20 protein-coding genes and 1 riboswitch are annotated in these 23708 nt (G+C 37.8%); of the genes, 1 reads left to right on the top strand and 19 read right to left on the bottom strand.

Annotation, left to right across the window (positions count from 1 at the left end):
* Positions 1 to 64 precede the first annotated feature (64 nt).
* The 7 genes from racE to ACZLO7_RS06305 form a co-directional block, all read right to left on the bottom strand.
* The gene (gene racE / locus ACZLO7_RS06335; RefSeq protein ID WP_464938082.1) at positions 65 to 865 is read right to left on the bottom strand and encodes a glutamate racemase; all 801 of its coding nucleotides are present in this window, start codon (positions 863 to 865) and stop codon (positions 65 to 67) included.
* Between the two features lie 10 nt (positions 866 to 875).
* Positions 876 to 1334, bottom strand: coding sequence for a MarR family winged helix-turn-helix transcriptional regulator (locus ACZLO7_RS06330; protein ID WP_464938083.1), 459 nt, complete (start codon positions 1332 to 1334; stop codon positions 876 to 878).
* 75 nt (positions 1335 to 1409) lie between these two features.
* Complete coding sequence (locus tag ACZLO7_RS06325; RefSeq protein WP_038187611.1) at positions 1410 to 1631, bottom strand: helix-turn-helix domain-containing protein; 222 nt, start codon at positions 1629 to 1631, stop codon at positions 1410 to 1412.
* A 75-nt stretch (positions 1632 to 1706) separates the two neighbouring features.
* Positions 1707 to 2150, bottom strand: a complete 444-nt coding sequence (locus ACZLO7_RS06320; protein ID WP_464938084.1) for an acyl-CoA thioesterase — start codon at positions 2148 to 2150, stop codon at positions 1707 to 1709.
* 162 nt (positions 2151 to 2312) lie between these two features.
* Positions 2313 to 3089, bottom strand: coding sequence for a succinate dehydrogenase iron-sulfur subunit (gene sdhB, locus ACZLO7_RS06315; RefSeq protein WP_464938085.1), 777 nt, complete (start codon positions 3087 to 3089; stop codon positions 2313 to 2315).
* 2 nt (positions 3090 to 3091) lie between these two features.
* On the bottom strand, positions 3092 to 4849 hold the full coding sequence (sdhA, locus tag ACZLO7_RS06310; RefSeq protein ID WP_464938086.1) for a succinate dehydrogenase flavoprotein subunit: 1758 nt from the start codon (positions 4847 to 4849) through the stop codon (positions 3092 to 3094).
* 62 nt (positions 4850 to 4911) lie between these two features.
* Entirely contained in the window at positions 4912 to 5520 is a 609-nt protein-coding gene (locus ACZLO7_RS06305) for a succinate dehydrogenase cytochrome b558 subunit (RefSeq protein WP_427752818.1), read from the bottom strand.
* Between the two features lie 272 nt (positions 5521 to 5792).
* On the opposite strand from ACZLO7_RS06305, the gene ACZLO7_RS06300 reads away from it, so the two are divergent.
* On the top strand, positions 5793 to 6206 hold the full coding sequence (locus ACZLO7_RS06300) for a YslB family protein (protein ID WP_464938087.1): 414 nt from the start codon (positions 5793 to 5795) through the stop codon (positions 6204 to 6206).
* A 57-nt stretch (positions 6207 to 6263) separates the two neighbouring features.
* On the opposite strand, the gene ACZLO7_RS06295 is transcribed toward ACZLO7_RS06300, so the two are convergent.
* The 12 genes from ACZLO7_RS06295 to polX form a co-directional block, all read right to left on the bottom strand.
* Entirely contained in the window at positions 6264 to 7496 is a 1233-nt protein-coding gene (locus tag ACZLO7_RS06295; protein WP_464938088.1) for an aspartate kinase, read from the bottom strand.
* 125 nt (positions 7497 to 7621) lie between these two features.
* Positions 7622 to 7803: riboswitch (Lysine riboswitch) on the bottom strand.
* A gap of 58 nt (positions 7804 to 7861) precedes the next feature.
* A complete protein-coding gene (gene uvrC / locus ACZLO7_RS06290) occupies positions 7862 to 9637 on the bottom strand; it encodes an excinuclease ABC subunit UvrC (RefSeq protein ID WP_464938089.1) in 1776 nt (591 codons plus the stop codon).
* Between the two features lie 225 nt (positions 9638 to 9862).
* Complete coding sequence (gene trxA, locus ACZLO7_RS06285; protein WP_464938090.1) at positions 9863 to 10177, bottom strand: thioredoxin; 315 nt, start codon at positions 10175 to 10177, stop codon at positions 9863 to 9865.
* A gap of 193 nt (positions 10178 to 10370) precedes the next feature.
* Positions 10371 to 11348 carry an electron transfer flavoprotein subunit alpha/FixB family protein gene (locus ACZLO7_RS06280; protein WP_464938091.1) on the bottom strand — a complete coding sequence of 326 codons (978 nt, stop codon included), beginning with the start codon at positions 11346 to 11348 and terminating at the stop codon, positions 10371 to 10373.
* 32 nt (positions 11349 to 11380) lie between these two features.
* Positions 11381 to 12154 carry an electron transfer flavoprotein subunit beta/FixA family protein gene (locus ACZLO7_RS06275; protein WP_464938092.1) on the bottom strand — a complete coding sequence of 258 codons (774 nt, stop codon included), beginning with the start codon at positions 12152 to 12154 and terminating at the stop codon, positions 11381 to 11383.
* Between the two features lie 25 nt (positions 12155 to 12179).
* Positions 12180 to 12953, bottom strand: coding sequence for an enoyl-CoA hydratase (locus tag ACZLO7_RS06270; RefSeq protein ID WP_464938093.1), 774 nt, complete (start codon positions 12951 to 12953; stop codon positions 12180 to 12182).
* A 101-nt stretch (positions 12954 to 13054) separates the two neighbouring features.
* Positions 13055 to 13636, bottom strand: coding sequence for a fatty acid metabolism transcriptional regulator FadR (fadR, locus tag ACZLO7_RS06265; protein WP_464938094.1), 582 nt, complete (start codon positions 13634 to 13636; stop codon positions 13055 to 13057).
* A gap of 103 nt (positions 13637 to 13739) precedes the next feature.
* The gene (locus ACZLO7_RS06260; protein WP_464938095.1) at positions 13740 to 15428 is read right to left on the bottom strand and encodes a long-chain-fatty-acid--CoA ligase; all 1689 of its coding nucleotides are present in this window, start codon (positions 15426 to 15428) and stop codon (positions 13740 to 13742) included.
* Between the two features lie 305 nt (positions 15429 to 15733).
* Positions 15734 to 18016, bottom strand: a complete 2283-nt coding sequence (locus tag ACZLO7_RS06255) for an SH3 domain-containing protein (protein WP_464938096.1) — start codon at positions 18014 to 18016, stop codon at positions 15734 to 15736.
* A 1120-nt stretch (positions 18017 to 19136) separates the two neighbouring features.
* Positions 19137 to 19556 (bottom strand): DUF350 domain-containing protein, encoded by a 420-nt coding sequence (locus ACZLO7_RS06250; RefSeq protein ID WP_511261391.1) that lies wholly within the window; start codon positions 19554 to 19556, stop codon positions 19137 to 19139.
* Positions 19557 to 19605: 49 nt separating this feature from the next.
* Positions 19606 to 21969 carry an endonuclease MutS2 gene (locus tag ACZLO7_RS06245; RefSeq protein WP_464938098.1) on the bottom strand — a complete coding sequence of 788 codons (2364 nt, stop codon included), beginning with the start codon at positions 21967 to 21969 and terminating at the stop codon, positions 19606 to 19608.
* Between the two features lie 16 nt (positions 21970 to 21985).
* On the bottom strand, positions 21986 to 23692 hold the full coding sequence (gene polX / locus ACZLO7_RS06240) for a DNA polymerase/3'-5' exonuclease PolX (protein WP_464938099.1): 1707 nt from the start codon (positions 23690 to 23692) through the stop codon (positions 21986 to 21988).
* Between the last annotated feature and the right edge of the window lie 16 nt (positions 23693 to 23708).

The raw sequence follows: 23708 nt of genomic DNA, 5'->3' as shown, positions 1-23708 counted from the left end.
AATTCATAGGAAAACCCCGAAATGTCCATCATTTCGGGCTTTTTCTATCCTTTTATTAACGCTATTACTTTTTTAAAGTAATTCTTTTCACTTGTATCTTCTGAAGTGGTAACCATTTGCTCGCAATTAATTGGAACATCGGCACCGAGCCCGTCGTAAAGAAACGGTGCTCTGGTGCTAATTGTTCCATTCTTGCGATATGATGATAACTCAGTAGATCTTGGACGTCCTTTGCAGTTTCTTCTGCTGAAGAAACAACATGAACGTGTTCACCTACTATTTGTTCAATATTTCGCTGAATAAGTGGATAATGTGTACAGCCTAAAATAACCGTATCAAAACTTGTTTTTTGTAATGATTGTAAACTTTCTTTTACTAACTGGTCAGCAAATTCCCCTTCGTACTCGCCACTTTCCACTAAAGGAACAAATGACGGGCAAGCAAGTGATGTTACCTTACTAGATGAAGAAAGTGAATAGAGCGCCTCTTCATATGCACCACTTTTCACTGTGCCCTCTGTACCAAGGACTACAATGTCGTGGCTTTTCGTCGCTTTAATCGCTGCTCTAGCACCTGCGTTAATAACACCGATAACTGGGAAAGGACATTTCTTTTGCAAACTTTCTAAAGCAACTGCTGTTGCGGTGTTGCAAGCAATGACAAGCATTTTGATATTCATTTTGGACAATGTATCCGCCATTTGCCATGTAAAGGTTCTCACTTGTTCTTGTGAACGTGGTCCATACGGGCATCTTGCTGTATCACCAATATAATATATGGATTCGTTCGGTAGTAATCGTAGCATTTCTTTTACAACGGTTAGTCCACCAACACCCGAATCAATCACTCCGATGGGAGCATTCACGTTAACCGCCTCAATCCTGGTTCATTTCATTATATAGTTTGTGTAATAATCTTGATAATTCTAGTACTTCTGTTTCGCTAAAATCTGTTACGATATCATTCAAGTATTTTTGACGTTTTACAATTACTTCTGCAATTATACGTTCGCCCTCTTCTAATAAATGAATTCGAACAACTCGACGATCTTCATTATCACGAATACGTTTAACTAGTGCATTTTTTTCCATGCGATCGACTAAGTCTGTAGTTGTGCTAAACGCTAAATACATTTTATTTGATAAATCTCCAATTGTCATGTCACCAATCTCATGAAGCCATTGTAACGCAACAAATTGCGGAGGTGTAATTGTATAGTTACTTAAAATTTCTCGACCCTTCTGCTTAATTAATGCCGAAATATGTCGAAGTTCTTTTTCCAAAAACGCTACTTGTTCAGCATTATGTGTGGACTGTGAATCTTGATTTGTCATGTGAACCTTCACTCCTCAAAAGGATTACTTATCCCTATATTGTGAAGTGTTTTGGCAAAAATGGCAAGGGCACATTCATCCTAAAGACAATTCTCCTAGTCGAAGAAGCTCTATCATTGCTTGTGCACGGCCTGACACACCGAGTTTCTGGATAGTATTGGAAATATGGTTGCGAACAGTTTTTTCACTTATGTGAAGTTGTGTCGCTATTTCCTTTGTCGAAAAGTCCTTTACAAGTAATTGAAAAATTTCACGTTCACGCTTAGTTAACAATGAACGATGATGTGAATGACTCATCACACGCGGCCCTCCAATCCCCTCTTCCATGTAGCGTATGTTGGAAGGAGCAAAGCGGTGACGGCTATTCAAATATTATGCTTCAACTCTTTCTAATTGTGTTTCAGTCCAACGTATAGACTTCCCTGTGACGCGGTTCATTTGTACAATTGTTCCGCGCCCAGTAAAGCACATCTCTTCCTTATTATTCATCGCTAAATAGTGTATATCTAATGATGAGTTGCCGATACTCTCTATTTTCACATAAATATTTAATTGTTCTTCAAAGTACACTTGCTTCACATAATCGCATTGAATATCTGCCACAACCGGTATAGCTTCACTATCTTCATGCATCCATTTACCCATAAAACCAAGATGCTTTAAAAATTCGATTCGTGCATATTCAAAATATGTAATTGGTACTGTATTATTCATATGTCCAAACATATCAGTTTCTGAAAATCTTACTTGCACAGGTACTGAATATGAAAACCCCTTTTTCCATTCTTCCATATTACTAATGTATGACGATTGCATCCGCTTTCCCCCTTCGAAAAATGAACAATGATTCATTTTATTATAACAGAAAACCCCAGAGACAAAAACGGATAACTATTTTTTATAAGACGCAAAAACAGCTCCACACTTATGTGTGAAGCTGTTTTATAAGTTTCTAATCTGTTACTTTTCAATAATAGATTAGTCAACCATATGGTCAGAACCAAAGAAGTTTTTGAACATTTGTACTGTAGTAGCACGGTTCAAAGATGCGATAGAAGTAGTCAAAGGAATACCTTTTGGACATGCAACTACACAGTTTTGAGAGTTACCACAGTTTGCAAGACCGCCTTCGCCCATGATTGATGCTAGACGTTCGTCTTTGTTCATTGCACCTGTTGGATGAGCATTGAATAGACGTACTTGTGAAAGTGGAGCAGGTCCCATGAAATCAGAGTGAGTATTCACGTTTGGACATGCTTCAAGACAAACACCACAAGTCATACATTTAGATAATTCATAAGCCCATTCACGTTTACGCTCAGGCATACGTGGACCTTCACCAAGATCATAAGATCCATCGATTGGAACCCAAGCTTTCACTTTTTTAAGTGAATCAAACATGCGGCTACGGTCTACTTGTAAGTCACGAACGACAGGGAAAGTGCTCATTGGTTGTAATTTAATAGGTTGTTCTAATTGGTCAACTAATGCTGAACATGATTGACGAGGACGACCATTAATAACCATTGAACATGCACCACAAACTTCTTCAAGACAGCTCATATCCCATGAAACTGGAGCAGTGTTTTTACCATCTGCAGTTACTGGGTTACGTTGAATTTCCATTAATATAGAAATTACATTCATTCCATGACGGTAAGGTACTTTGAATTTTTCCGTATATGGCTGTGCATCTGTAGCAGCTTGACGTTGAATTTCTACATCAATATATTTCGTTTCAACTGCTTGTCCCATGTTTATTTATCCCCTTTCTTAGAAGAATAGTCACGTTTACGTGGTGGGATTAACGAAACATCTACTTCTTCATAGCTTAATTTAGGCTCAGTTGAAGGAGTGAATTCCGCAATAGTTGTTTTCAAGAAGTTTTCATCATCACGTTCTGGGAAGTCTGGTTTATAGTGCGCTCCACGACTTTCATCACGATTTAATGCACCTAAAGTAATAACGCGAGCAAGAGCCATCATGTTTTTCAACTGACGAGTGAATTGTACACCTTGGTTACTCCATTTAGCTGTATCGTTAATATTGATGTTGTTATAACGTTCTTGTAATTCCATAATTTTATCATCTGTTGCTCTTAATTTATCATTGTAACGTACAACAGTAGCGTTTGCTGTCATCCATTCACCAAGTTCTTTGTGAAGTAAATAAGCATTTTCGTTACCATCTAATTTCAATGTATCATCCCATTTTTGCTGTTCTTCAGCAATTGCGGAATCGTAGATTGAAGAAGGAAGATCTTCAACATGTTTTTCAAGTCCTTTGATGTAATTTACAGCATTTGGACCTGCAATACTACCACCGTAGATAGCAGAAAGTAATGAGTTAGCTCCTAGACGGTTACCACCATGTTGAGAGTAATCACATTCTCCAGCAGCAAATACACCTGGAATAGTTGTATGTTGATCGTAATCTACCCATAGACCACCCATAGAATAGTGAACAGCTGGGAAGATTTTCATCGGTACTTTATGTGGATCATCACCAACGAATTTTTGGTAGATTTCAATAATACCACCTAGTTTAATGTCTAGTTCATGCGGATCTTTATGTGAAAGATCTAGATAAACAACATTTTCACCGTTAACACCTAGTTTTTGGTTAATACAAACATCGAAGATTTCACGCGTTGCAATATCACGAGGTACTAAGTTACCATAAGCAGGGTATTTTTCTTCTAAGAAATACCAAGGCTTGCCGTCTTTATAAGTCCAAATACGGCCACCTTCACCACGAGCAGATTCTGACATTAGACGAAGTTTATCGTCACCAGGAATTGCTGTTGGGTGAATTTGGATGAACTCACCATTCGCATATTTAGCACCTTGTTGATAAACAATAGATGCTGCAGAACCAGTGTTGATCATTGAGTTAGTAGATTTACCGAAGATAATACCAGGACCACCACTTGCCATGATCACTGCGTCAGAACGGAATGCTTTGATTTCGTGTGTAGTAAGGTTTTGTGCTTTAATACCTTTACATACGCCAGATTCATCAAGAACTAGTCCTAAGAATTCCCATCCTTCATACTTTGTTACTAAACCTTCTACTTCCCATTTACGAACTTGTTCGTCTAGAGCGTATAGAAGTTGTTGACCTGTTGTCGCACCAGCAAATGCTGTACGGTGCATTAATGTACCACCGAAACGACGGAAGTCTAGTAAACCTTCTGGTGTACGGTTGAACATAACACCCATACGGTCGAATAAATGAATGATACCAGGTGCTGCATCAGCCATAGCTTTTACTGGTGGTTGGTTCGCTAAGAAGTCTCCACCATAAACTGTATCATCAAAGTGGATCCATGGAGAATCCCCTTCACCTTTTGTATTAACGGCACCGTTAATTCCGCCCTGTGCACATACAGAGTGTGAGCGTTTTACTGGTACCAATGAGAATAATTCAACTTCTGTGCCCATCTCGGCTGCTTTCATAGTAGCCATTAAACCAGCAAGACCGCCGCCAACGACTATCAATTTACTTTTAGCCATGTTTTTTCTCACTCCTCTTTCAAATAGTAATCAAGCGCTTACATGATGTTAAGTGCATTCTTTTAAACGAATGCAAGTAATGCACTTACGCCGACTACTGATAACACTAAGAAAATTAAAACAGTAATGTAAGTTGCAATTTTTTGAGATTTTGGAGATTGAGTAATTCCCCAGCTTACTAAGAATGCCCAAACACCATTTGCTAAGTGGAAAGTTGCTGAAATAATACCTGCAACATAGAATGCTAACATCCATGGGTTAGATAGAACATCTGCCATCATGTTGTAGTCAACTTCTGTTCCAAGTGCTTTTTGGATACGAGTTTGGAAAATATGCCAAGCGATAAAGACAACTAGGAATACTCCAGTGAAACGTTGTAATACGAACATCCAGTTACGGAAAGTGCTAAAACGTTTAGTATTTGGTTGTGCAGTGAAGGCTATGTACACACCATAAAAAGCATGGAACATTAATGGAATGTAAATTACAATCCATTCTAGAGCCCATAAGAATGGGAGATTACCCATAAATTCACTCGCAGAGTTAAATGATTCTGCACCTTTTGTTGCTGTAAAGTTAATAAACAAGTGTTGCGTCAAGAACAGTCCAACTGGAATAATTCCAAGAAGTGAATGCAGACGACGCAATAAAAACTCTCGATCTTTCGACAAAACTGTTACCCCCCTTAATACTGAAAATAGACAGACGAACAACTACCGATGCTTTTCAACATGGTATCCATTGACTGCATATTTCATCATGGTACAATATTATGACAAGTTCATTGTACTCTCATCATGGCAGAGCGTCAAGGTAACCAACACTATTTCTAACTACCTTTAATATACGATTTCTTCTCGTAAATACATAAATATTCTACTAGAAAACGTTATTTTCTAACTCTGACAAAAATTAGACAAAATTAAATGAAAGAAGGCAAATCATGTCATCTACTAATACTCAACACTTCCCATTATTTGGTTACGAACTAATAAGAGATCACGTACTCTCATCTGTTCTTGGAAAAAACGAAGAGGATATCTTATATTGGTGCGGAAAAGAGTTAGCACGCAAGTTTCCTTTATACAGTATGGAAGAAGCTATTTCATTTTTCCACGAAGCTGGATGGGGCGATCTTTCTATAGAGAAACAATCTAAAGATGAAACGTTTTATACTTTAACTGGGGACCCTGAAGCATTACAATTTGAAAAACGCTGTTTCCGTCTTGAAAGTGGCTTCCTAGCAGCACAACAAGAAAAAATCAGTGGTTTCTTAACAGAATGTTACGACGAAAAGAAAGTAAAACGAGGGGTTGTCCGATTCCAGGTCAAATGGGATTTAAAAGATCAACTATAAAAAGCAGCTGACTAAACATCTATCAAGATGCCTAGTCAGTTTTTTTAATTTATATTTTTAAACTTGAATTGCGAGACTAGCTGCTAACTCAAATTCATCATGTAATGCATTTGCAGCCAAAAACATTGAATCCTGAGGTATGATAACAGAAATTTTAATTTCAGAAGTACTTACCATTTTTAGTGTAATATTTTCTCTATGTAAGCGATCGAACATTTTTGCAGCTACGCCAGGATTAGATACTATACCCGATCCAACAATTGACACTTTAGCTACGTCTTCTTCATAATTCACATGACGAAAACCAATTACAGATTTATTTGCTTCCAATACACGAGCGGTGTCTGCTAAATTTTCTTTTTTAATAGTAAAAGATACCGAAGGCTCTACACCTTCAATAAGAGTTTGGACGATTATATCTACGTTAATATGATTGTCTGCTAAAACTGTAAAAATATTTACTAAAGAACCATTATAATTCCCTTCATACCCTACGGTTACACGAATAATATCTGACATAAATGCAACCCCGCGTACTACTAAACCTTTTTCCACTTCTACTTCCTCCTTCATAATTGTTCCTTCATCATCTACATAACTAGAGCGAACTGCTAATGGAATATTATAGTTTTTCGCAAACTCTACAGCACGTGGATGCAAAACACCTGCTCCTAAATTCGCCAATTCCAGCATTTCATCATATGACAGTCCTTGCAGCTTGCGAGCTTTAGGAACATAACGAGGATCTGAAGTATACACACCATCAACATCTGTATAAATATCACAGCGTTCAGCACCTAATACTGCAGCTAAAGCAACTGCTGTCGTATCTGAACCACCACGACCTAGAGTTGTAATATTATTATTACTATCGATTCCTTGGAAACCTGCAACTACAGCTACACAGTCTCTATCCAATGCTTTCTGTATATTTGCCGTTTGGATTTCCACAATGCGCGAATCACTTGGAACGCCTTCTGTTAATATTCCAGCTTGCCAACCAGTGAAGGACTGAGCTTTTAAACCTATGCTTTGCAAAGCAATCGATAATAATGAGATAGTCACCTGCTCACCTGTTGTTAAGAGCGTATCCATTTCTCGCTTCGATGGATTTGGCATAATTTCATGCGCCATATCTACAAGTGTATCTGTCGTTTTACCCATTGCCGAAACAACAACGACAATATTATTGCCCTTTTCTTTCTCTTTCTGAATGCGTCTTGCTACATGCATTACGCGTTCAATCGTTGCAACTGATGTACCACCAAATTTAAAGACTAAACAACTCACCCATAACCTCTCCTTTACTTGTTATGACGACCGTATTCACAATGACATCTTATGAAAAAAGCAGCCTTTCACACGTTTCCATGTGAAAAGCCGCCTCCGTAGAATGCACGTTTAAAAGAACATTCATGTGAGATAGCCCTCCAGAACCGAAACGGATCTGACAATTCTACACTTGTTAAATGTAGAACCAGAAATAAATTGGAAATAGTCAATTTATCACTTCGGCGGCCTCCCCTTTCATCAACAGTCTTAGGATCTATTCATCCTCTTGCTGATTACTCTTGAAATCCGCGCCTCTATCATCACTAAATAGTGATTATTTAAATAGTAATGTTACCTTAACACAATTTTCTGATTACTACAATTTATTTTTCAGAAAAATAAGTAAATATTGTATAAGCTAGTTTTTTTGGTACATTCGCAGCAATTAACTCTTCATAGGATGCCTCACTAATCTTTTTTACCGAACCAAATTGTTTGAGAAGTTGCTGCTTCCGTTTCGGACCAATTCCTTCAATTTCATCGAGGACAGATGTGATGGCATTCTTCTCATGTAATTGGCGATGGAAGGTAATAGCAAAACGATGCACTTCATCTTGAATTCGCTGTAATAGATAAAATGCTTCACTCGTTCTCTTTAATGGAATAATTTCTGGCGGCGAGCCATACAGCAGTTGAGAAGTTTGGTGTTTATCGTCTTTTGCTAAACCAGCAATAGGGATATCTAAACCAAGCTCATCTTCTAATATTTCTCTTGCCACTTCCATTTGCCCTTTCCCACCATCGATAACGATTAAATCAGGTAAAGGCAAGCCATCTCTTAATACACGAGTATATCTTCGGCGAATGACTTCTCGCATTGCACCGTAATCGTCATGCTTTGCAGCCACTTGAATTTTATATTTACGATAATCCTTTTTGCTTGGCTTTCCGTCAATAAAAACAACCATTGCTGAAACGGCGTCAGCTCCGAAAATATGGGAGTTATCAAATGATTCTATGCGAAGCGGTGTAGCGATATTCATCGCATTTCCTAATTCTTCGCATGCACCTATTGTCCTTTTTTCTTGACGCTCAAGTAACTGGAATTTCTCAGAGATAGCGATTTGAGCATTTTTACTGGCTAAATCAACAAGTTCTTTTTTCTTTCCCCTTTGTGGGATTGTCACTTTTATATCAAGCACAGTCGCTAAAAGCTCTCCTTCAATATTCGAAGGTATGAAGATTTCCTTTGGCTTAATATGTTCTGCTTGTTCATAAAAGCGCCCGACAAACGTTAAGAATTCTTCCTCAGGATCTCTATAAATCGGGAATAACGAAACATCTCTTTCAATTAACTTACCTTGTCGAACAAAGAATACTTGGATACACATCCAGCCTTTATCTACCGCATAACCAAAAACGTCACGGTTCGTAAAATCAGTAAGGGTGATTTTCTGACGTTCCATGACCGTTTCTATATGGGCAATTTGATCTCGGTATTCTTTCGCTCTTTCGAAATCTAATTTTTCAGCTGCATCGAGCATTTTTGCATTTAAATCTTCTTTAACTTCTCCGTAACCACCATTTAGGAAACTCGTTATACCTTGAATGATTTCTTGATATTGGTCTTTCTCAACTTCTTTTACACAAGGAGCTAGACATTGACCTAAATGATAATATAAACAAACTCGGTTTGGTAAATTCGTACATTTCCGAAGAGGATACAGGCGATCAAGTAATTTTTTCGTTTCATTTGCAGCAAAACTATTTGGATAAGGTCCAAAGTATTTACCATTGTCCTTCTTCACTTTGCGAACGATAAGAAGTCGCGGGTGCTTCTCATTTGTGATTTTAATATATGGGTACGTCTTGTCATCCTTCAGCATAATGTTGTATTTCGGATCATGAGTTTTAATGAGGTTTAATTCTAAAATAAAAGCCTCTATATCCGAAGATGTCACTATGTATTCGAAATCTTCTATTTCACTTACAAGTCGTTGCGTTTTACCATCGTGACTGCCTGTGAAATAAGAGCGTACGCGATTTTTTAGCACCTTTGCTTTGCCGACATAAATAATTGTACCTTGTCGATCTTTCATCAAGTAACAACCTGGTTGGTCAGGTAGAATGGCTAATTTTTGCTTTATTAATTCGTTCATCTTATCACCTTCTTAGAAAAGTGCAAGCGCCTTGTTCATTCCCGATATGCATAAGACGAATTGGCATGGAGGTAGCTCTTTAACCTCATTTCGAATTTGGGTTATGACCTCGAGGGGCTAGGCGCTGGAACTAGATCATGTACAGAATAGTTTTATACTTCATTATTTCTAAAAAAAACCGGGTACCATTGTAGGAACCCGGTTTTATATTTATTTTTTCAAAGATTAAGCGTGTTTTTGAATGAATTCAACTAATGCTTCTTTCGGTTGGAAACCAACTGTTTTATCAACTGGCTCTCCGTCTTTAAATAACAATAGAGTTGGAATTGACATAATGCCAAATTTACTTGCTGTTTCTTGGTTTTGGTCTACATCAACTTTAACAATTTTAGCTGCACCGTTTAGTTCAGAATCTAGTTCTTCTAAAACTGGAGCGATCATTTTACAAGGTCCGCACCAAGTTGCCCAAAAATCAACTAGTACTAAACCTTCTGCGATATCATTTGAAAAGCTTGCATCTGTTGCGTGTACAATTGCCATATTAAATATCCTCCTTCAACTTGCGTATAACGGTAGTATAGCACGGATAAAAAGCACGAGCGACTGTTATGCTTATAACAGCATTATTTTGCAATAACGATAGTAAAATACGTATTTCACATGTCTATTTGTATACTTGTATGAAAAAAACCCTGTAAATAGTGTATCCATTTACAGGGTTTAGAAGCGTCAATTACGCGTTTACTAATAATTTTTTGAACTCTTCGGTAAGCATTGGGATAACTTCAAAGAGGTCTCCAACGATGCCGTAGTCAGCTACTTTAAAAATATTAGCTTCTGGATCTTTGTTAATCGCAACGATTACTTTTGAGTTAGACATACCAGCTAAATGTTGGATTGCACCTGAAATACCTGCTGCAATATAAAGATCAGGTGTAACAACTTTACCAGTTTGACCGATTTGCAATGAATAATCGCAGTAATCAGCGTCACAAGCACCTCGTGAAGCACCAACAGCGCCACCAAGTACGTTAGCAAGCTCTTTTAATGGAGCAAAACCATCTTCACTTTTCACGCCACGACCACCAGCTACTACAACTTTTGCCTCTGACAAATCAACGCCATCTGTTGATTTGCGAACGACCTCTTTAATAATAGTACGTAGATTCGTAATATCTACTGACATTGATGTCACGTCACCTGAGCGAGATTCGTCTTTTGTGAGAGGTGCAATGTTATTTGGACGGATTGTCACAAACACAAGACCCTCTTTCACTTGTACTTTTTCAAATGCTTTACCAGAATAGATTGGGCGGATGAAAACTGCTTTTTCATCTTCTCCTTCAATATCTGTAACATCTGATACTAAACCGCTTTGTAATTTACTAGCTACTTTAGGAGAAAGGTCTTTACCTAGAGCAGTATGACCGAAAACGATTGCTTCTGGTTGCTCTTGCTCAGTAACAGCCATAAATGCTTGGCTAAATCCATCAGAAGTATACTGTTTTAAATGTGGGTGTTCAACAGTCACTACACGGTCTGCACCGTTTTGAATAAGTTCCTCGGCAAGATTCGCTACAGCGTCTCCGATTAGAACGCCTACAACTTCTCCGCTACCAGACACTTTTTTTGCAGCTGCAATAGCTTCGAATGATACATTTCTTAAGCTTCCTTCGCGTACTTCACCTAATACTAATACTTTTTTAGACATGTTATGTCCCTCCCATACAATTTAAAATCAGCTTATACTACTTTTGCTTCTGAATGTAATAGACTAACAAGCTCTTTCACCTGATCAGATAAATCGCCTTCTAATACACGTCCAGCTACTTTTTGAGCTGGTAAGTAAATTTCAACTGTTGTTGTTTTTGCTTGAACATCATCTTCATCAATATCTAAATCATCTAATTCTAGCTCTTCAAGAGGCTTTTTCTTCGCTTTCATAATACCAGGTAAAGATGGATAACGAGGCTCGTTTAAACCTTGTTGTGCTGTAACTAGAAGTGGTAATTCAGCTTCAAGAACTTCTGAATCTCCTTCTACATCACGAATGATTTTAGCTGTTTTGCCATCGATTTCAAGTTTTGTAATTGTAGTTACATAGTTCATACCTAGTAATTCCGCAACACGTGGACCTACTTGACCTGAACCACCATCAATAGCAACGTTACCACCTAATATAAGGTCTGCCTCTTTATCTTTTAAGTATTCAGCTAAAATATATGCTGCTGAGAATTGATCAAGCTCATCTAAATCATCTTCAGTGTTGATTAAGACTGCTTTATCAGCACCCATAGCTAAAGCCGTACGGAGTTGTTTTTCTGCATCTTCACCGCCGATAGTAACAACTGTTACTTCTCCGCCTTGTGCATCACGAACTTGAATAGCTTCTTCGATTGCGTATTCATCGTATGGGTTGATGATGAATTCTGCTCCATCTTCTTGAATTGCTCCACCAGTTACAACAATCTTTTCTTCTGTGTCAAAAGTACGTTTTACTAATACAAAAATGTTCATTCAACAAACCTCCTAATACTATTTTTTATTTACCTGTGAAAGTAGGTTCACGTTTTTCGATGAATGCTTGAATACCTTCTTTGGCATCTTCAGACATGAAAACGGTTCCAAAAGCTTTTGCCTCAGCTTCAATGCCTTCATAGAATGAAGTGTGCTTAGCATATTGCAACATATCAATTGCAGCTTTTAGAGCAACTGAACTTTTCTTCGCAATACGTTTGGCTGTTGCAATCGTTTGAGGTAGCAATTCCTCATCAGAAAAGGCAGCGTTGGCTAAGCCCCACTTTACAGCCTCCGTGCCAGAAATAGGCTCACTAGTGAACAACATTTCTGCCGCTTTTGCTACCCCTACATAACGAGGTAGGCGCTGTGTACCTCCAAAACCAGGAATTAGCCCCAATTGTAATTCAGGTAATCCTAATTTCGCATTTTCAGTCACATAGCGGAAATGACAACTCATCGCTAGCTCAAGTCCCCCACCTAAAGCTGCGCCGTGAATGCCAGCAATAACTGGCTTAGGGAATTTCTCTAAACGTTCAAAAACATCTTGCCCGTTCGCAGATAATTTTACAAATTCAGCACCTGAAGCAACATCTGTAAATTCTTTAATATCTGCTCCTGCTGAGAAGAATCTTCCTTCCCCATGTAAAACGATAACTCGAACTGTTTCATCATGCTCTACAGCACTTAAAAGTTCGTTTACTTCTAAAATTAGACCCCGCGATAAGGCATTTGCGGGTGGGCGCTGAATCGTTGCAATTGCAACTCCATCTTCTACTGTCCAACGTAAAAACTCCATACTCCCATTTCCCCCTTTGCATTTTGGCTATGTAAGTAGTTTACTAGATGAATTGAAGTAATGGATTGGCTACTATCAATTCAGCTGTTGTTTACAGATGCCTATGCTTTTATTCCATTTAATATTAAATGTTGTACTTTCGGTGCTAGCGCAGTTAAGTCATATTTATGATCATTCATGACCCATGATGTCGTTACTTCATCAATCGTCCCAAAAATGAGCTGGCGCGCGAGTCGCAGATCCATTTCTGAATTAAATTCTTTCGTCTCCATACCTTCTACTAATATTTCATCAAGTAATATTAAATACTCTCTTAATACCGCATTAATTTTGAGACGAACATCTTTATTAGACTGACGAAGCTCTAATTGTGTAACTGTAGCCAAATGATGATCCCCTGCTAGAACCTGGAAATGATTCTCAATCATCGCCTTTAACTTTTCAGACGATGACTTTCCATCTCTAATTATACACTGTAAATTTTCTACAAACACAGACATTTTTTCCTTAAATACCGAAATTAATATGTCTTCTTTGTTTTTAAAGTATAAATAGATTGTTCCATCGGCGACGCCTGCCTGTTTAGCAATTTTGGAAACTTGTGCATGGTGATAACCATTTTCCGCAATTACAATAACGGCCGCATCGATAATTTGTCTATACTTCGGTTTGTCTTTCTTCAATACGATCACCACCATATAAAAAATGAAAATATGAATGACTATTCATTCATATTTTCATCTTATAATTTCATTTTACACTTGTCAAGCAGACTTGTCATTATTTTCACATAATTTTCAGTGTTCTTTCTTTATCTTCTTCTTGTAAAGTACGGCGCAGTATTTTACCGACAGCTGTTTTTGGTAGTTCATCACGGAATTCATAAATACGCGGAACTTTAAATGCGGCTAAGTTTTCTCGACAATACGTATTGAACTCTTCTTCTGTTACTTTCATGCCTTCTTTTAATACGATAAAAGCTTTCACTGTTTCACCCCGATATGGATCAGGAACACCGAGTGCTACACATTCCTGTACAGCCTCATGCTCATATAACACTTCTTCAATTTCCCTTGGATAAATATTGAAACCACCAGCAATAATAATGTCTTTTTTACGATCAACAACATAAAAGTAGCCTTTCTCATCCATATAACCAAGATCTCCTGTTAAAAACCAACCATCCCTCATGGTCATCTCAGTATCTTCAGGACGATTCCAGTAACCTTTCATAACTTGAGGACCTTTAATAGCAATTTCACCAACCTCACCAACTGGTAATCGTTCAGTTGAATCCATTTTGAAGATAGCAGAATCTGTATCAGGCCAAGGAACTCCGACAGAACCTCTCATCCGTTCACCATGCCAAATGAAATTCGAATGTGATACTGGTGACGTTTCTGTTAAGCCGTACCCTTCTACAAGCTTACCACCAGTAATTTTCTCGAATTTCTCTTGCACTTCTATAGGTAACGGTGCAGAACCACTTAAACACGCCTTAATGGAAGATAAGTTGTATTTCGCAATATCTGGGTGATTTAATAGACCAATATAGAGCGTAGGCGCTCCAGGGAAAAGCGTTGTCTTTTGTTTTTGAATCGTTTTTAACGTCGTTTCAACATCAAACTTAGGTAATAGTACCATTTTGTCTCCGCGCATAACCGATAATAATAATACTGTAGTCATCCCATAAACATGGAAAAATGGCAACACACCCATAATCACTTCTTCACCAGATATACACTCAGGCATCCATGCACTACACATTTGTACGTTCGCTACTAAGTTTTTATGTGTCAACATAACTCCTTTTGGATAGCCTGTCGTACCACCTGTATATTGCAACAGTGCAATATCCTCTTCAATGTCAAAGTTTAAAGCGATTGGTTCAGTTGTAGCTACCCTCAATATTTCAGTAAATAAATGATTGCTACCACTATGCTCAACTGTAACTTTAAAGCCATATTGCTTCTTTTGTATAAATGGATAAATTAAATTTTTCGGGAAAGGTAAGTAGTCTTTAATCTCTGTAATAATGACATGTTCTAAATGTGTATTCTTCATAACTTTTGCAATACGTGGATACAAAATATCCATGGATAAAATTACTTTTGCACCGGAATCCTTCATCTGGTATTCAATTTCTCTTTCTGTATAAAGCGGGTTCGTTTGAACGACAATACCTCCGGCATATAGCACCCCAAAGTAACCTATAACGCCTTGAGGACAGTTTGGTAGCATTATGGCTACGCGATCACCTTTCTCAATACCAAGAGATACTAAATAATTAGCAAATTTCAATGAGTCTTCATACAATTCTTTGTACGTAATATCCCTCCCCATAAAATGAATTGCAATTTTGGAAGGTGTTTTACTACTCGCTCGTGTCAAATACTCCTGCAACGGAATTTCTTCATACTCCATAGACTTAGGTATATTATCCGGATAATTTGACAGCCAAATCTTTTCAGTCATGTTCCATTCCCCCTTCGTCATTAAATTGTAAGAATACTTCTACAATTAAGTATAAATAAAAATGGTAACGCTTTCAAATTTTACCTCAATTTATTGAAAACCATCTTTCTTTTTATTTGTAATTGTAAAGATCTCAAAGTTCGTCCCCAGAAAAGCGTCCGCCGGAACGGAAATTAACGGCATTGAAGAAAAAGCCACGACAGAAACGATTTATCGTTTCCGCCATGGCTAAAATTCATTTATGGACTTTTTCAGTGCCCTCATTTATTCTTGAAATCATGTTTTTGTACTTGGAATACATTTACTTATTTATTTAATTCACGAACGAGATAGATACTGGATACATAGCCTAGTTTTCCATTCGGTAATTTTACTTTATACCAAGTGCCACTCATAATCGGCTTATTATCTTTATCTATTACGAGTTCAACAAATTGATAATTCAATAATTCACCAATTTTAGAACTGGATGCATTTCCTTCAGAGCGAACATTTAATGCTATTCCATTAGCTGAAGAAGTATTAACACGAGCTAAGTTCTTCACAGTAAAAAATTTATTGTAAGTGCTGAACTTTTGAACATTTGTATAATACTTTTTCCCTTTATATGATACCGTTAGCCAGTAATCATTGGACTTCTCTAGCAAGTTGAACGTTTCACCTTTTGCAATAGTTGATGAAACACTATCTGTACTTCCCTTTTTGCTGTATAAATTCAAATTACTATTCGCAATTGCTACCGTTCCAGTTGGGAACACATCTTTAAGATCAGGATAACTTGGTTCAGAAGGAACGTCTGTATTAGGGGTTTTTGAAACTGCTCCTTCTTTATCATATGCAAGAATAGCGTTCATATGATTAGCGATTGCGTTTCCCCAATTAGTATCACTTGCATAATAGAAATTCATCCCTTTACTTAAAGTATCAATGCGAACGCCATTAATGTCTTTAACAGAGTATCCTAAATAGGCACCACCATTATATTTCCAATTTAAAGGATTTAAATAGGTTGCTTTCATCGATTGTGCCACAAATTCCAAATTATCTCCAACTGAATCGAATTTAACAGCCCCTATGAATGGGGTGATATCATATGCTCCAAAGCCAAATAAGTTATTTCTTCCAAACGAAATGTCGGAAGTTCCAAATTTGCTCTCATGAATTGCATGTGCTGCAAAGTACAGAGCGTTTATCCCATACTTATCCGCTGCCTTAATAATAGCTTGTCCTTGACCTGTTAAAACACTAGTTTTTCCAACAGTCTTACTAGCAATATATTTATTAATTTGATCTGCTGCCACAGATGAATTGGTACGAAGATCCATGAACAGATAGCTATTTTGATTGGATTCTAGACTAGCGATTTTTAACTTCGTTGTTTCATCTATTAAATATGAACCTGATACAAAGCCTGTCATGCCTTCGTAGCTCACTTGGTACCAGCCATTATTCGTCTTATACGTTGTTTTCAACTGTGTATTTGCAGGAATCATCTTTAACAAATCTGATGATGTAGAATTCGATTGACGTAGTTTCAAATCAGCAATATTATAAATGTTCATCTGACTTATTGATGAACCACTTGGTAATGTTGGAGTGCTGTCGTCTGTACCATTAGCTGTCGTATCCACACTTGGCGTATAGACACTAAATTTAGTACTGTCTATATACCCCTCCTCACCTTCGTATGATACCTTTAACCAATTACCTATTCGATCAATCGATGTCACTTTTGTATTTTTAGGAATGCTTGTAATTTTAGTATGCGATACTCCCGCTTCCGCATATAAAGAGGTTGCTGAATCAGCTGTAAAATCCGTATTTTTTACTTTTGTAGGAATTACTTTACTAACTACAGTAGATTGCACAAAATAATACTTACCCTTATAGGATACACGATACCAAGTTTCTCCCTTACTATTAACAACTAATTGTGTTGACTTGAAGATATTATTTGTTGAAATTGAGTATACTTGTGCTTTCTTGGTGTTAGGTGTTATACGAAGTGTAGCTGTTTTCTCTGTTAGGTAATAAGTGGTTGCCGTCTTTTTATAGGCGTCATACTCTTTAACATATGAACTACTTACCCAACCAGTTTTACCTCCGTATGTTACTTTATACCAACCTCCAGATTTCCCAGTAGCTTTCACCGTCTTTCCTTTTGGTATCGATAATAGAATTTTCCCTTTTGTTGAACCGCTAGACCTTAATTTAACCTTTTCAATTGTTTGATAATTTGTTGCAGCAAAAGTGGAAACCGCCGTCATTTTAGTTGTTACTTTAATAGAGTTTGTACTGACATAGCCGATTTTCGCGCCATATTTCACCTTATACCAACCGCCAGTTTTAGAAACATATGTAACAGATTTTCCTTTTGGTATTGATAAAAGAATTTTTCCTTTTGCCGAGGCCTTAGATCGTAAATTAACCTTTGCAGTTACTGTATATGTTTTTACGGCAGCCGCCTCAACTTTTTTTGGTGATATCGGTGTTTCAAACGGATTCACACTTGAAGCGAAAAGAATTCCTATTGATACAAATGTACAATTTGTTAAATATAAAAATGTTTTTTTATTATTAAAACTCATATTGAACCCTCCTATATATTCGAAAAATTAATTCTACGAAAACATATACTTCCATAGAATATTGCTAAACTATTAATATTATATCTCTCTTGCTATTAAAATAGAATCATAACATATACACTATTTAACATATTTCGAATCATATTCTTTTTTCTGTAACGCTTTATGCGGGAATAGCGAGACAGTCGAGACCTGCAGAAGCGTAGCGACGAAGCGGCTCGGCGCTCGCCCGCGGTAAGCTTTGGTAAACCTTATCTATCTTGTATACATATAAAAGAAAGTAAAAGGTAGTATTTTATTGGTTTGGAGAAGCGTCCGCTCGACTCCTGCGGGAATAGCGAGACAGTCGAGACCCTGCAGGAGCATAGCGACGAAGCGGCTCGGCGCTCGCCCGCGGTAAGCTTCGGAAAACCTTATCTATCTTGTATACATATAAAAGAAAGTAGAAGGTAGCATTTTATTGGTTTGGAGAAGCGTCCGCTCGACTCCTGCGGGAATAGCGAGACAGTCGAGACCTGCAGAAGCGTAGCGACGAAGCGGCTCGGCGCTCGCCCGCGGTAAGCTTTGGTAAACCTTATCTATCTTGTATACATATAAAAGAAAGTAAAAGGTAGTATTTTATTGGTTTGGAGAAGCGTCCACTCGACTCCTGCGGGAATAGCAAGGCAGTCGAGACCCTGCAGGAGCATAGCGACGAAGCGGCTCGGCGCTCGCCCGCGGAAAGCAAGCGGTAAGCTTCGGTAAACCTGATCTATCTTGTATACATATAAAAGAAAGTAGAAGGTAGCATTTTATTGGTTTGGAGAAGCGTCCGCTCGACTCCTGCGGGAATAGCGAGGCAGTCGAGACCCTGCAGGAGCATAGCGACGAAGCGGCTCGGCTCTCGCCCGCGGAAAGCGAGCGGTAAGCTTCGGAAAATCTGATCTATCTATCTATCTATCTATCCTGTATACAAATAAAAAGACTGTAGAAAACTCGTTTTTTTCGAGTTTATCTACAGTCTGAGGAGCCCTATTACGGACTTCAAGATTAGTTCATTATTAAATAGACAATTCCTACTAAAATGAACGCAATACATACGCCAATTAGTATCTTCGATAAAGTTTCCATATACTCTCCCCTAAGAAATACTTGCACCAATAACAAATGACAGACCTACTGAAATCGTAAACGAAATAAAACCAACTGATCGATTATCCTTTTCAATTTCTTCATCTACCTTAAATGTCGGCGTCATAAATTCAAATAAAACATATGCAAATATTAGTAAGATAAAACCAAACAATCCCCAACCCATCATTTCTACGAGCGAGTTATGCTTCTCAATGGAGTAACGGAAAATATTACATACCCCTAATATCTTCCCACCTGTTGCAAGTGCAACAGCTACATTTCCTTTTTTTATTTCCACCCAATTTTTGTATTTTGTTACGATTTCAAATATCACCATTGATAGGATTAAGCAAAGGACAACAACACTGAAGTTACCAGCAGCCTCGACAGCAGGATATCGCCAAAATTCATTTAACAACTTTAACATCCCCCTTTCAGTGTCAAATTTTTTCTCTATTTTTGATTACTTTAAAAGGTTATTTTAGCTCGGCTACTGTTACGCCATAGCCGCCCTCTCCTGCTTCACCAAAACGATAAGATTTTACACGCGGATGTTTTTTTAGTAAGGCTTGAATTCCTTGGCGTAATGCCCCAGTTCCTTTACCGTGAATAATTGAAATGCGTTGATAATTTGACAGTAATGCATCATCAATATATTTTTCCGTGCGTACAATCGCATCTTCATAACGTTCTCCGCGAAGATCTAGTTCTAGCTTAACATTTGAGTCTCGATTACGAACGCTTGAAACATTTACAGTTTGCTTTTCTTTTTCAGGTTTCACGTACTCTAAATCTGATTCATTAAGCTTCATCTTCAGTATACCAATTTGCACGATCCATTCAGAATTTGATACTTTTTCTAGTAACACACCTTTTTGACCATAGCTTAATACTTTTACTTCGTCACCCTTAGATAATTCTTGAGCTCGTGCTTTTAATTGCTGTTGCTTTTTCAATACTTTATTTTCCGGTGCAGCTTTTTCTAGCCGTTTACGAGCATCAATGATTTCATGCTCTTTGACAATCTTGTTTGCATTTAAGCGCATTTTATGAAGTTCTGAAATAACCTCTTCAGCTTCTTTTTTTGCTTCATCCACAATTTTACGCGCTTTGTCTTTAGCTTTTTGTTCTAATGATTCTTTTTTATCATCATAAGCTTTAAGCTTTTCATCTAACTCTGCTTGAAGTGCTTCTGCTTGCTGGCGTAATACAAGTGTTCTTTCAGCATCTTCTTCTGATTGACGACGACTTTCCTCTAAAGACGCAATCATCGATTCTACTTCATGACGATCAGTACCTGTGAATGTTTTAGCACGATCAATAATAGCATCTGGCAAACCAAGACGTGTAGAAATTTCAAAGGCATTACTACGCCCTGGAACTCCAATTAATAGGCGATAGGTTGGGCTCAACGTCTCAACATCAAATTCTACACTTGCATTGACAACACCTGGGCGATTATAGCCGTATGCTTTTAACTCAGGATAGTGAGTCGTTGCCATTACTCGCGCTCCACGACCATGTACCTCATCTAAAATAGAAATAGCCAGTGCTGCACCTTCTTGAGGGTCAGTTCCTGCTCCAAGCTCATCAAAAAGAATCAGGGAACGGTCATCAAATTGATTTAAAATATCAACAATATTCACCATATGTGATGAGAATGTACTTAAGCTTTGCTCAATAGATTGTTCATCTCCAATATCAGCAAATAACTGATCAAATACTGCAAGATGAGAGCCATCAAGAGCAGGGACTGGAATACCAGACTGCGCCATTAGTGTACATAGTCCCACTGTTTTTAACGTAACCGTTTTACCACCTGTGTTAGGCCCAGTAATTACGATTGCGGTGAAATCTTTTCCAAATTCAATATCATTTGCTACTGCTTCATCGATTGGTAGTAAAGGATGACGCGCTTTTCCTAATTTAATATATCCATCATTATTCATAATTGGCTTTGAACATTTATTGGCTTGGCCGTATTTTGCTTTTGCCAAAATAACGTCAATTTCGCCAAGTAATTGCACAGTGATAAAGATGTCGTGTGCTACCTCTTGTACTTTTAGAGATAACATTAATAAAATGCGCGCGATTTCAACTTGCTCTTTCGATTTTAATTGATGAATTTCGTTATTCGCTTGTACGACTGCATCCGGTTCAATATATAATGTTTGACCAGATGAAGATTGGTCATGTACAACACCACCGTAATGACTGCGGTATTCTGATTTAACAGGAATAACAAAACGATCATTACGAATTGTAACTATTGCATCAGAAAGCATTTTCGTAGCATTAGTACCGCGTGTTAAGCTCGCTAACTTTTCACGAACACGCCCTTCTTGTGCTCGTAATTGCTGACGTATTGAACGAAGCTCAGAGCTAGCAGAATCTAAAATAGCACCGTTATCATCAATACAAGCATTAATCTCATGCTGCAAGCCTGCTAATGTCGGGATACTTTCTTTCTTCTGAATGAAGTAAGGAATTTGTATATCCTCTTCTACTTCAATTCCTTCAATAAACTGACGAAGTATACGACTTGCACGAATTGTGCTCGAAATCTCCATCAGTTCAACTGGGCTGAGAACTCCTCCAATTTGTGCACGTCTTGCATGCGGACGCACTTCGAAAATGCCACCCATTGGCACATTTCCTTTAACTCGAAGAATGGATAAACCTTCATCCATTTCGTCTAATAGTTGCGTTACTTTTTCAAAATCAGTTTCAGGGACAAGTTCATCTATTACAGTTTTCCCTAAAGAGCATGTACAATATGAAGCTACTTGAGCACGTACTTTATCAAATTCTAGTGTTTTCAATGCGCGTTCTGCGATCATTCAAAACACCTCCCCTTCATTTGTTCTGTATAAAACGGACAAAATCTTCAAATGTCCACGTATTCACGATATTATTTTTCTTTAACCATGCTTTTTGAGCGTATTTCGTTCCAACTTCCATGAAGCGAAGTTGGTCAATTGCATGTGCATCTGTATTTATAGCGATCGGTACACCAGCAGCTGCTGCCATTTCTAAATGTTCTTCACATAAATCAAGACGATATGGATTAGCATTTAACTCTAAAATTTTACCATATTCTCTCGCCCATTCAATCAATTGTGGGACATCTGGGTTATATCCTTCTCGATCACTGATAATACGACCTGTAGGATGTGCAATCATATGGACATATGGATTTCGCAGAGCATTATGTAATCTGTCCATAATTTTCTCTTGAGGCTGTGAAAAGCTAGAGTGAATTGATGCAATGACAAAGTCTAATTTCTTTAGTACATCATCTTCAAAATCAAGCGATCCATCTGGTAAAATATCCATCTCAGTTCCTGCAAGTAAGCGGAAGTCTGGATGCTTTTCATTGAATGCCCAAATTTCTTTGCGCTGTTCAATTAAACGTTCAGGGGTTAATCCATTAGCAACCTTCAAATATTGCGAGTGATCTGTGATGACAGCATATTCATAACCTCTAGCAATGAGTGCTTCACCCATTTCATGTACTGCATACGCGCCATCAGACCATGTTGTATGCATATGCAAATCAGAACGAATATCTTCTAATTGAACAAGCTCTTTGATGTCCTCTAAACGGTCAAATTCTTTATTACCTACTCTTATACTAGGTGGGATAAACGGTAAGTCAAAATGAGCAAAAAAGTCAGTTTCAGAAGCAAATGTTGTGACAGATCCATCCGCCTGCTCCACACCATATTCACTAATTTTCTTACCTAAATCCTTAGCCAATTGACGCATTCTTACATTATGTTCTTTTGAGCCAGTAAAGTGATGAAGGGCCGTTGCATATTCATTTTGTGTCACTAGACGGAAGTCGACGCTAACTGGATCTTCAGCGGCCAAAGTTACGGAAATTTTAGTATCACCTGCTGCAATAGTCTCAGATATGACAAGCGCCTCTAAAAGTTGCTCTTTCACAGATTCTCGGTTTGCCGTAGCAATGATAAAATCGACATCCTTACTAGACTCTTTAACACGTCTAAAGCTACCTGCAACTGAAAACTGTTGCACTTCAACAATTCCACTTAAAATACCTTCTATTTCTTGTACGACTTTTTCTAGTTGCCAAATAGGTAATCGCTCTGAACGAGTTCCAAATGCCTCTAGTTCTTTTAATATCTTCTCTTCAGTTTTTTTACCAAAGCCTGCTAACTCAGACACTTTTCCTTCATTACACGCTGCCTTTAGTGCCTCTGCCGAATCTACACCTAACTCTTGATATAGCTTTGCGATTTTTTTCCCACCAAGGCCTGGTAATTTTAATAATGGCGGTAATCCTTTAGGTACTTCCTCTTCTAACTCTTTTAGAACAGAAGATTCTCCAGTTGTAAGTAAATCTTCAATAACTGCAGCGGTTCCCTTACCAATGCCTTTTATCGCTGTAATATCTTCAATTTCACTTAAACTTCTAGTATCTGCTTCAAGTGCTGCCGCAGCTTTACGAAATGCTGAAATTTTAAACGGGTTGACTCCCTGTAACTCTAGATATAATGCTATTTTTTCAAATGTACGGATGATTGTTTTTTTATTCAAAAAATGACCTCCTTAT

The sequence above is a fragment of the Viridibacillus sp. d25.2 genome, from assembly GCF_055456015.2.
Note: the sequence above shows the minus strand (reverse complement) of the source record. Positions and strands in the feature narration are given on the sequence as shown.